Genomic DNA, 10142 nt, shown 5'->3' with positions numbered 1-10142 from the left:
CAATAGTTTCATTACGATCTATGCCTTGAGCTAAGTGAAAGGAATGGTAAAAGTATGAATTTATCTGAACAATTTAAAGATACACCAGATTTAGGCTTACATTCTATTTTTGAACAAGTTGCTATTAAATATAAAGACAAACCAGCTATCTCAATGGGAAATTATCAATTAAGTTATGAGCAACTTGATATCAAAGCGTCTAAACTTGCTACTGTACTTATAAAAGAAGGGGTTAAAAAAGGGGATTTGGTATGCCTTTGCATTAAAAGAAGTGTTGAAATGATTATTGGTACTCTGGCTATTCTAAAAGCAGGTGCCGCGTATGTTCCGATTGATCCTAATTATCCTCTAGAAAGATGTAATCAAATAATAACAAGTAGTGGTGCAAACTTTATTATTATTGATAACGATACAAAGTTACCTGATGTTAACTGCAGAATCATAGATGTTAATGCGGCAGAAAACGGCTTCGAGTATGAATTAATGCCTTCTGTAGCAACTACATGCAAAGATTTAGCTTACGTAATATTTACTTCTGGCTCAACAGGTGAGCCAAAAGGCTCTATGATTGAGCATGGAAATGTAACCCGTTTATTTACTGAATTGTATGATGTATATACTATGTCTCAAAATGATGTTTGGACCAATTTTCATTCAATTGCTTTTGACTTTTCTGTTTGGGAAATCTGGGGGGCTCTATTATTTGGAGGACGCCTTGTTATAGTTCCAAATGAAATTGCAAAAAATCCTGAAGCCTTACATCAATTGCTGCTTGATGAAAAAGTCACCATGTTGAATCAGACACCAACATCTTTTAGAAATCTAATACCTGTAGCAATATCAAAAGGATCAGTCCTTACGGAACTCCGTTATATTATCTTTGGAGGTGAACGGCTTGATTACCAGATTTTAAAGCCATGGGCAAATCTCTATGGAGTTATGAAACCTCAACTGGTAAATATGTATGGAATAACTGAAACTACAGTTCATGCGACTTGGAAATTAATTAGTTATGAGGATATAAATAATACTGAATATAGTTTAATAGGTAAGCCTATAAATGATATGAAAATTATTATTGTTGAAAATGGAAAGATATTGCCAGTTGGTGAAAAAGGAGTTATGTATGTTTCGGGTCCTGGAGTTACTAGAGGATACCTAAAACGTGAAGATCTTACTAAAAAACGCTTTGTGTCTATTGAAGGTACTAACGAGCGTTGGTTTAACTCTGGAGACATTGGAATACAGTTAGGAGATAATGAATTTGCTTATATAGGACGTGCAGACAGGCAGTTGAAAGTTAGTGGCTATAGGATAGAACCTTTTGAAATTGAAAGTCGTATAAGAGAGTACCCTAATGTCCAAGATTGCATTGTATTATCCAAAGATTATGGGGAAGGAGATATTCGATTAGTATCTTATGTAGTTCCTACAGAAAATTATAATAGTAATAGCAATTTTTTGGCTGATGGCATAAGAGAATATGTATCTAATTGTTTACCAAAGTTCATGCAGCCATCTGTATATTTTATTGTTAAAACAATTCCAACTACCATTAATGATAAAATGGATACTGAGGCATTAAATAATATTGAAAAGATTCTTGTTAAAAATGATTCACCTATTAAGGAAAAATTAAAGTCATTTTGGGCAGAAATTCTTGAAATCGAAAATGTTGAAGAAAATATTGATTTTATGTGCCTTGGTGGTACATCATTTTCCTTAATACGTATGCTTAGAACAGTGAATAAGCATTTTGAAATTAATATACAATTGAATATGGAACTAAATGAAATTACAATAAATTCTTTATCGGAAATTGTTACAAGTTACATAAATAAAAAGTTATAAAATAGTAAAATGTAACAAAAATAATTCTTAAAAAATGCGGGGGATTTGTATGAATAATATTGTATATGATGTTAATACAGCTGAAAATGATAATCATATTATTTTAATTGATAAACTTGTAAAGGGCGCAAATAAATGCCGTGAAATTATTAAAGAAAGCCGACCTCTGCTTAGAATCTATTCATTTAACAAAGACAATGATATTGTTCAATTTGATAATGAGGAAATCATAAAAATAAATGAGATGTTAAAACAAATAGGCTTAAAATTAAAGTTAGCTATGCCGGAATTTGTTTGGCCTATTCCTGAAGACCCATCTAGCTTGGAAATAGCTTTAGGTAGATTTAGTAAATTAACATTGAACGATTGGAAGCAAATTGCAGCATGTAACAGGATAGAAGAGATAGTAGCCAATGTTTCTTTAGATGAAATAAATGATTTTGGTAAAGTGCATTTAGTTACACCTGATAATTTACCTGAATTACAGGTATTAGCAAAAGGGGTGCCGGGAAGTGAAGCTATAATAATTATTCCACCATGTGCGGTTCCCATTAGAGTATTTGAGCCGATGATTGACGAATTCTCAAAGCATTATTTCACAATAACATTTGAGAATCCATACCTTTTTCATTTATGGAGGTCACTTCCTGAACCATCGGGAAATATTAGCGATGAAGTAGACTATATTGGAGCAGTGTTGAAAGAATTTAATATAACACATGCTCATCTTGTAGGTATTTGTGGAGGAGCACCTATTGCCTTAGCAGCTGCTGAAAAATTTGGAGACCTTATCAAATCGATAGTAGTTTGTCATGGTGATTTGAAGTTTGGATCAGATGTAGCTCAGACTCCTTTCAAGCAACAGTTTGCAAGTTATTTATCTGGTGCTTTGAAAAATGAAAAGAAAGCTATAGACGTTCACACATTATTTTTAGATCCTTCACTTTTGCATGGAGTTTCTGATGAATTGGGACCTTTTATTATGTATCCTTACGCTGATTTTAAACTTTTCATGAGATATTCAAAATTAAATCTGGCATTAATGGAGTTTGATGCAACTAAAACTGCCTGCAATGTGAATCAGCCAACTTTAATAATAACCAGCTGTGATGATAGAATGGCACATCCAGAAGGCTCGTATAGACTTCATCAAATTATCCTGGACAGTGAACTAAAAATAAAGGAATCCGGAAGTCATCATGATATTTTGCTGGAAAATAAAGAAATCTACAATAATATACTTGAGTTTATAAATGGTACTCAATTTTAAAATTAAATTTAAAGAAATGGAAGGGGTGTTATTATGGGAGTTGATTGTATAATTATCGGATATAATCACTTTCCTATGTTTGATGTTCTCGGAGGATTAGAAATTACAAAAGATTTGTCGGGAGCATACGATCATTTAGCAGCACAGTCAGTTGTGTTAAAGAGCAAAAGATGCAGTTATTCTGAATTAATACAGGAGTGTATATCCCAGTCTACTGGCAAGCAGTGTGAACTTGATATATTCAAAATGCCTATTTATGCTGTTCATTATTTGGTTAACTTTTTACGAAAAGTGAATCTTTCGGCTGAACCAATAAATTATTTTAACGCTGAAAAGGAGCGATTAATAGAGCTTCTTGGGGAATCACCTAAGGCTGTAGTAATATCAACATCTTTCTACATAAATCCTGAACCGGTTAAGGAGATTGTTGAGTTCATAAGAAGTTATAATAAAGAGACTAATATTATAGTCGGTGGACCATATATTGCTAATTTATGTTTTGAAATGGATTTAAAGCAACAAAATTGGTTGTTTAAGGATATGGGAGCAGATATCTATATCAATGATTTACAGGGAGAACTAACATTAAGTAAATTATGTCAAGAATTAAAAAAAGATATTCCTGATTTCAGTGAGATTTCAAATTTGATTTATAAAGTGGGAAAAGAATTTTGTCGTACACCACGGGAAAAAGAAGATAACAGATTGGATTATAACTATGTAAATTGTTATTCCTTTGATGAAAATAAACCTATTCCTGCTGTTTTTGTAAGAACATCCAGAAGCTGTTCCAATCAATGTGCTTTTTGTCGATACCCTTTTTTAGGAGGGAAATATACCATCATATCTCTTGAATCTGTGGAGGAAGAACTTGATTATCTGCATTCAATTGGTGTTAGATATTTAGTTTTTGTTGATGATACATTTAACATACCTCTTGCAAGGTACAAGGATTTATTAAGGATGTTAATTAGAAAACAATATAACTTTAAATGGTTTTCTTTTTTCAGATGCTCGGATGCAGATGATGAAACTTATGATTTAATGGCAGAAGCAGGATGCACAGGTGTTTTCCTTGGAATAGAATCAGGTGATCCTGGAATTCTTATTAATATGAACAAGAAAGCAACCATTGATCAGTACAGACATGGTATAGAGACACTTAACTCTAAGGGTATCATGACTATGGCATCTTGCATGATTGGATTTCCGGGAGAAACTGAAGAAACTGTAGCAAATACTATAAAATTTATCCAGGAAACAAAGCCAACATTCTATTCATTGCAGATGTATTTCCATGAGACTAAGGTTCCAATAGCTGATAAAGCTGATATTTACGGCATAACTGGAGGGGGATATTCCTGGTGCCATAATACTATGGATTGGAAAACTGCTTCTAAATTAGTCTATGAAGGTCATCAAAATATTAAGGAATCTATATTTTTGCCTATTTATGACTTCCAATTGTGGTCCATTTGCTATTATATGAGTCAAGGAGTTATTAAAGAGGAGTTGTGTGAGTTTTTGAAACTTGCAAAAGAAATGATGTTGATTAGTAGTCTCGATTCAGATCCAACTTATACGGACGGCCAGGATAAAAAAATTCTTTCTGTATTCAAAAATTCAAAAATTGGTATAAAATGATGTAGTTAGAATTGACTGGTTAAGTCGTTAGTTCAGAATAGGTAATTACATGGGTGGCGAACAAAAAGGAAGAAAATAGTTACAAGAGCTGTTAAAAGCTTTGCGTATATAAGAGAAATGACTGTATTTATTCCACACTATGAAGTTGAAGGCGGAGTAGGATAAACTATTAACGGGATGCCATATACTTCTGCAAGTCCAGAATGGTGAAACGAAAAAGAAATAGGATTGGCCCCAGCCTTCAGACTTTTATGTTAATTCATACCACTGTGTTCATGCACCAGTACAAAATTCTGAAAATGTTATGAACTTTATGTATGAAGGAACAAAAGAAACAAAAGAAACACTAAGATAACTATGAATGTAGATGTTAATCTTGCTAAATCAGCAAAAAATTATTGGGGGTCTCAAAGAAATGAGAAAAGCTCTTAGATGGAGATAAATTATGAAAGTGAGACCCTGCTAATATGATGATTTTAAAAAAGTATTATGTGCTAAGAAAGGAGCCGATAATGAGTATGGATGTTATAGGGGTAGTAGGTGCAGGAGTAATGGGAATAGGTGTAGCCCAGAGTTTTGCACAAAAGGGTTATCAAGTGATTTTAATTGATATTTCTCATGAAATATTAAAAAATGCAAAAGAGGAAATCTATAAAAATATCCGACTTCAGGCGTTTTTTAATAAGAGTATTGAGGAACCAGATGAGATTTTGCAAAGAATTAATTTTACAACGGACTATGAACAATTGCAAAATGTAAAATTTCTTATTGAAAATGTAACTGAAGTTTGGGAAACTAAAAAATCCATTTATCTAAAGCTTGATGAAATATGTCAAAATAATTGCATATTTGCGGTGAATACATCTTGCATTTCCATAACTAAGATTGCAGGATTAACAAAGAGACCTACAAGGATTATTGGTACACATTTTATGAACCCAGTGCCATTAATTCCAGCGGTTGAAGTGATTCGTGGATATCATACTTCAGAAGAAACTATAGAGAAAACTAGAAACATACTTTCATGTTTGGGCAAAGAATGTATTGTGGTGAATGATTATCCTGGATTTGTTTCTAACAGGATTTCACATTTATTGATGAATGAGGCTGCATTTGTAGTTCAAGATCAAGTTGCAGATCCAAAAGATGTTGATGAAATATTTAAAAAGTGTTACGGGCATAAGATGGGTCCTCTTGAGACCGCTGATTTGATAGGATTAGATACAGTTGTATACTCACTGGATGTATTATATGAAAATTATCAGGATACAAAATTCAGATGTTGTCCATTGTTACGTAAGATGGTTGATGCTGGGTTAGTAGGAAGAAAGGCTGGTAAGGGATTTTATACATATTAGTAAAAGTGATGTAATAAAAATTAAAAAATAGAATGAATTGAATGGAAGGGAAATTAAAATGTGTGAAATAAAAGAAAAGGTAAAGATATTTCTTTCAAGGTTTTTCAAAAAACATGAATTAAAGGATGATGAAGATATTTTTTCACTAGGATTTATTAATTCATTATTTGCTATGCAGCTAGTTATGTTCTTAGAAAAAGAGTTTAATATAAAGGTTGATAATAATGATTTAGATTTTGATAATTTTAGAACAATAGATGCTATAGTTAATTTTGTTCAAAGTAAAGTTACTTCGTAGAGGATTAATTTTATTTTTGGATATAGTTTTGGACAAGTTAATAAGAGAGTTAACGCAAAATTCAATGAATTAAAGGTGATGTAATGAAAATTGAATTGACTAAGGAACAACTTAAAAGCAAAGAAGAATTTAGAAGTTTTGTTGATAATGAACTAATGCAATATGCAGAAAAAAATGATAGAGAAGAAAAAATGGACGAGGAATTATTTCATAAGGTTATAGAAAAGGGATATTTAGGTTCAGTGATACCAAAAGATTATGGTGGACTGGGTATGGATATGATTACTTTAGGAATTCTTATTGAGGAAACTGGAAGAGGATGTTCTTCAGTTAGAAATTTGTTTACGGTTCACGGAATGGTTGCATTAGGTATATTACGATGGGGAACACTGGAACAAAAATATAAGTGGCTTCCACAAATGGCTTCAGGTCAAACGATTGGAGCATTTGGCTTAACAGAGCATAATGTTGGTAGTGATGCAAAAAGCGTTGAAACAACAGCTGTATTATCAGGGGACAGTTATATTTTAAATGGTAGTAAAAAGTGGATTACAATGGGACAGATTGCAGATGTTTTTTTGATTTTTGCTCAATGTGAAGGAAAGCCTACTGCATTTTTAGTAGAAAGAAATACACAAGGTTTTTCTACAAAGCCAATCAAAGGATTATTAGGTGCAAGGGCTTCCATGATTGCAGAAATCAAAATGACTGAGTGTAGGATTCCAAAGGAAAACTTGATAGGAAGGGTAGGAGTTGGGTTATCTCATGTTGCATTATCATGCCTTGATTATGGAAGATATACTGTGGCCTGCGGATGTGTTGGAATTGCACAGGCATGCTTGGAGGAATCAATAAAATATGCTAGAAATAGAAAACAGTTTGGTGCAGCTTTAGCAAAAAATCAGTTAATTCAACAAATGATAACAGGTATGATTGTTGATATTAAGGCAGCTCGAATGTTATGTTATAATGCTGGTTACTTAAAAGATATTGGAGATCCGGATACCATAATGGAAACATGGGTTGCAAAGTATTTTGCTTCTAAAATGGTAAATAAGGTAGCGAATAATGCAGTGCAAATTCATGGGGCTAATGGGTGCTGTAGGGATTATAATGTTGAAAGGTATCTAAGGGATGCAAGGGTCAACGAGATAATCGAAGGAACTAGTCAAATGCATGAAGTACTCATTGCATCAAATGTATTTAGGAGCCTATGATTTCTACCAATAATTAAGGGTATAGGAGAAAGTAAAATGTATCAAAATGTATTAAACTCAGAAAAAAGAAGAAAAATAAAGTGTGTTGTTTGGGACTTAGATAATACAATATGGAATGGTGTATTGCTTGAAGATAAGGATATTACATTACGCGATGGAATAGTAGACATTATAAAAACTTTAGACAATCGTGGTATATTACAATCTATTGCAAGTAAAAATGAATATAATATTGCCATGAAAAAACTCAAAGAGTTTGGTATAGAAGAATACTTTATTTATCCACAAATTAATTGGAATTCTAAATCAGACTCGATTAAGAAAATTGCTAAACAGATAAATATAGGAATTGACACACTAGCATTTATTGATGATCAAGTATTTGAGAGAGAAGAAGTAAAGTTTTCAATTAAAGAAGTACTTTGTATTGATGCTTTAGAATTAGATAAGCTTTTGAATATGCCTGAAATGAATCCACGTTTTATTACAGAAGATTCTAAGCTTAGAAGGCAGATGTACCAAAGTGACATAAAGAGGAATAGAGAGGAAAAAACCTTTAATGGTACACAAGAGGAATTTATATCTTCACTTAATATGCATTTTACAATTTCAGTGGTTAGCGAAGGAGATCTGCAAAGAGCTGAAGAACTGACAGTTAGGACACATCAATTAAATGCAACTGGATATACATATTCCTATGAAGAATTGGATTGTTTAAGAAAATCGGATAGGCACAAATTGTTTATAGCAGGACTTGAAGATAAGTATGGTAATTATGGAAAAATTGGACTTATACTTATTGAATGTGATGAAGAAGTATGGACCTTGAAACTTTTACTTATGTCTTGTCGAGTAATATCAAGAGGCGTAGGGACAATAATGCTAAACTATATAATGAACTTGGCAAAGGATGCAAATGTTAAGTTGTATGCAGAGTTTGTTCCTACTGAACGAAATCGTATGATGTATATTACCTATAAATTTGCAGGATTTAGGGAAGTTGGAGAACGAAATGGGGTAGTTATATTAGAAAATGACCTTTTACAAATCCAATCTATACCAGAGTATGTACAAGTATTAGCTTTATAGGTGATGTAGATTGTCAGTGGTTAATTTCGAACAGTGGAGAAGTATGCATTAGTATGAATAAAACTGCTTTCCTATTTGCTGTGTAGGGATCATAATACATAGTAATGGCAAAGGTATTTTATTATGAATATCCTATTGCGAAACAAACTTCTGGGGAAGCAAATGATATATTAGGCTTTAATATAGCAAAACTATGCTTTTATCTAAATAAAAGAAAGATTATACTATAACCTATGGATGTTACTTAAGGAAAATACACATACAAGATTCAATGAAATTTACTTGAATTATTGTTTGAGCCTAGCACATCAGTATTTTATACAGATGAGGAAAAAGACTTTATGAATCAACAAATTGCAAAATTTAATTTAAATGATTCAAGTTATCGATAGCGGATAATGAATCTCCATGCATATGATTTAAAGCCATTAGGCAAAGCACTTATCTTATAATAGCTTGTGATATGACTTTGCCAACTCAATCATATCATATGCATTTAAGATTAAGGGAATTATTTTGGGAGAGTTTACTGAAATGCAAGAAGAAAATCATATGCCAGATCTTATGGAGTTGGTTCGAGAGGTGTTAGGGGATAGAAATATTCCANNATTCCAATTGTTAAAACAGATGATATTGGTCATAGTCCAAGTTCTAAATGTATAGTTATAGGTGAAGCCATTCACTTAAAGAAGTAGAGAATTTTATCTTTATACAGCTAAGTGGAATTCACGTAAAATAATTGGAATAAGCGTAAGAGTAACAAAATCTCCACCTAACTGCCAATAAAACTCTCTGCTAAAACTATAAATAATCAATATAAGTGTAAGTGGTAAATAATTAATAACATTAATAATTATTTACCACTTATTTTTTATGAACAAAATTAATTCACCTACTCTACTATAGTATGGATATATAAATAAGATAGATTGTGTGAGAAATAAAGACATCTAAAAATGCTGTTTTAATTTTAAAGTTTTATTATGATTTTTACTTGTAAAATGTAACAAATATGTAATAATTAAATATCTTGATATTAGAGTAATCTAGGAGGTTGTAAGATGAGTTATGAGCCATATACTTGTATAGATTGCGGAAGTGAATTTTGTCCTTGTCACTTGGCGGAATCTGGCAACTGCATTCTATGTTCACACCTAGATGGCAAAGATTTTTGTGATTGCTGCAATTGGAATGGTGTTTGTATATATCAAGAATTTGTTACTAATAATTTTAAAAGTAAACCTGGAAGGAAATATCAAAGTTGTAAAGTCACAGATAAATACAAAATTGAAGATAAAATACTAATTTTAAAAGTAAAAGCTAGTGACAAGCTTGTTAGTGAACTTGTGAATCCAGGAAGTTTTGTTTTTGTTAGAAAAACAGATTGTGAAAAAAATTTTGATGCTCCAATTTGT

At 32.0% G+C, this 10142-nt stretch carries 8 protein-coding genes and 1 pseudogene; all 9 read left to right on the top strand.

Features of this window, described 5'->3' with window-relative positions; all coding sequences use genetic code 11:
- Positions 1 to 54 precede the first annotated feature (54 nt).
- On the top strand, positions 55 to 1851 hold the full coding sequence (locus B3603_RS17220) for an amino acid adenylation domain-containing protein (RefSeq protein WP_291567200.1): 1797 nt from the start codon (positions 55 to 57) through the stop codon (positions 1849 to 1851).
- 34 nt (positions 1852 to 1885) lie between these two features.
- Positions 1886 to 3121 (top strand): alpha/beta fold hydrolase, encoded by a 1236-nt coding sequence (locus B3603_RS17215; protein WP_291567198.1) that lies wholly within the window; start codon positions 1886 to 1888, stop codon positions 3119 to 3121.
- Between the two features lie 33 nt (positions 3122 to 3154).
- On the top strand, positions 3155 to 4765 hold the full coding sequence (locus tag B3603_RS17210) for a PhpK family radical SAM P-methyltransferase (RefSeq protein ID WP_291567196.1): 1611 nt from the start codon (positions 3155 to 3157) through the stop codon (positions 4763 to 4765).
- Between the two features lie 467 nt (positions 4766 to 5232).
- Complete coding sequence (locus B3603_RS17205) at positions 5233 to 6123, top strand: 3-hydroxyacyl-CoA dehydrogenase family protein (RefSeq protein WP_291567194.1); 891 nt, start codon at positions 5233 to 5235, stop codon at positions 6121 to 6123.
- 58 nt (positions 6124 to 6181) lie between these two features.
- On the top strand, positions 6182 to 6421 hold the full coding sequence (locus B3603_RS17200; protein ID WP_291567192.1) for an acyl carrier protein: 240 nt from the start codon (positions 6182 to 6184) through the stop codon (positions 6419 to 6421).
- 83 nt (positions 6422 to 6504) lie between these two features.
- Positions 6505 to 7638 (top strand): acyl-CoA dehydrogenase family protein, encoded by a 1134-nt coding sequence (locus B3603_RS17195; RefSeq protein WP_291567190.1) that lies wholly within the window; start codon positions 6505 to 6507, stop codon positions 7636 to 7638.
- 36 nt (positions 7639 to 7674) lie between these two features.
- The gene (locus B3603_RS17190) at positions 7675 to 8727 is read left to right on the top strand and encodes an HAD-IIIC family phosphatase (RefSeq protein WP_291567188.1); all 1053 of its coding nucleotides are present in this window, start codon (positions 7675 to 7677) and stop codon (positions 8725 to 8727) included.
- Positions 8728 to 8831: 104 nt separating this feature from the next.
- A complete protein-coding gene (locus B3603_RS17185) occupies positions 8832 to 8957 on the top strand; it encodes a hypothetical protein (protein WP_291567186.1) in 126 nt (41 codons plus the stop codon).
- 831 nt (positions 8958 to 9788) lie between these two features.
- Positions 9789 to 10142 (top strand): annotated as a pseudogene (locus B3603_RS17180) (sulfide/dihydroorotate dehydrogenase-like FAD/NAD-binding protein); the annotation flags it as partial.

Origin of the sequence: Clostridium sp. UBA2485 (genome assembly GCF_002341865.1) — a bacterium.
Classification (GTDB): Bacteria; Bacillota; Clostridia; order Clostridiales; family Clostridiaceae; genus Clostridium_J.
The sequence above is the reverse complement of the archived record's forward strand: the minus strand, read 5'-3'. Positions and strand labels throughout refer to the sequence as shown.

Coding starts and splice junctions, on each gene's coding strand:
- B3603_RS17220 (WP_291567200.1), top strand. CDS start 55: ATGAATTTATCTGAACAATTTAAAGATACACCAGATTTAGGCTTACAT.
- B3603_RS17215 (WP_291567198.1), top strand. CDS start 1,886: ATGCGGGGGATTTGTATGAATAATATTGTATATGATGTTAATACAGCT.
- B3603_RS17210 (WP_291567196.1), top strand. CDS start 3,155: ATGGGAGTTGATTGTATAATTATCGGATATAATCACTTTCCTATGTTT.
- B3603_RS17205 (WP_291567194.1), top strand. CDS start 5,233: ATGATGATTTTAAAAAAGTATTATGTGCTAAGAAAGGAGCCGATAATG.
- B3603_RS17200 (WP_291567192.1), top strand. CDS start 6,182: ATGTGTGAAATAAAAGAAAAGGTAAAGATATTTCTTTCAAGGTTTTTC.
- B3603_RS17195 (WP_291567190.1), top strand. CDS start 6,505: ATGAAAATTGAATTGACTAAGGAACAACTTAAAAGCAAAGAAGAATTT.
- B3603_RS17190 (WP_291567188.1), top strand. CDS start 7,675: ATGTATCAAAATGTATTAAACTCAGAAAAAAGAAGAAAAATAAAGTGT.
- B3603_RS17185 (WP_291567186.1), top strand. CDS start 8,832: ATGGCAAAGGTATTTTATTATGAATATCCTATTGCGAAACAAACTTCT.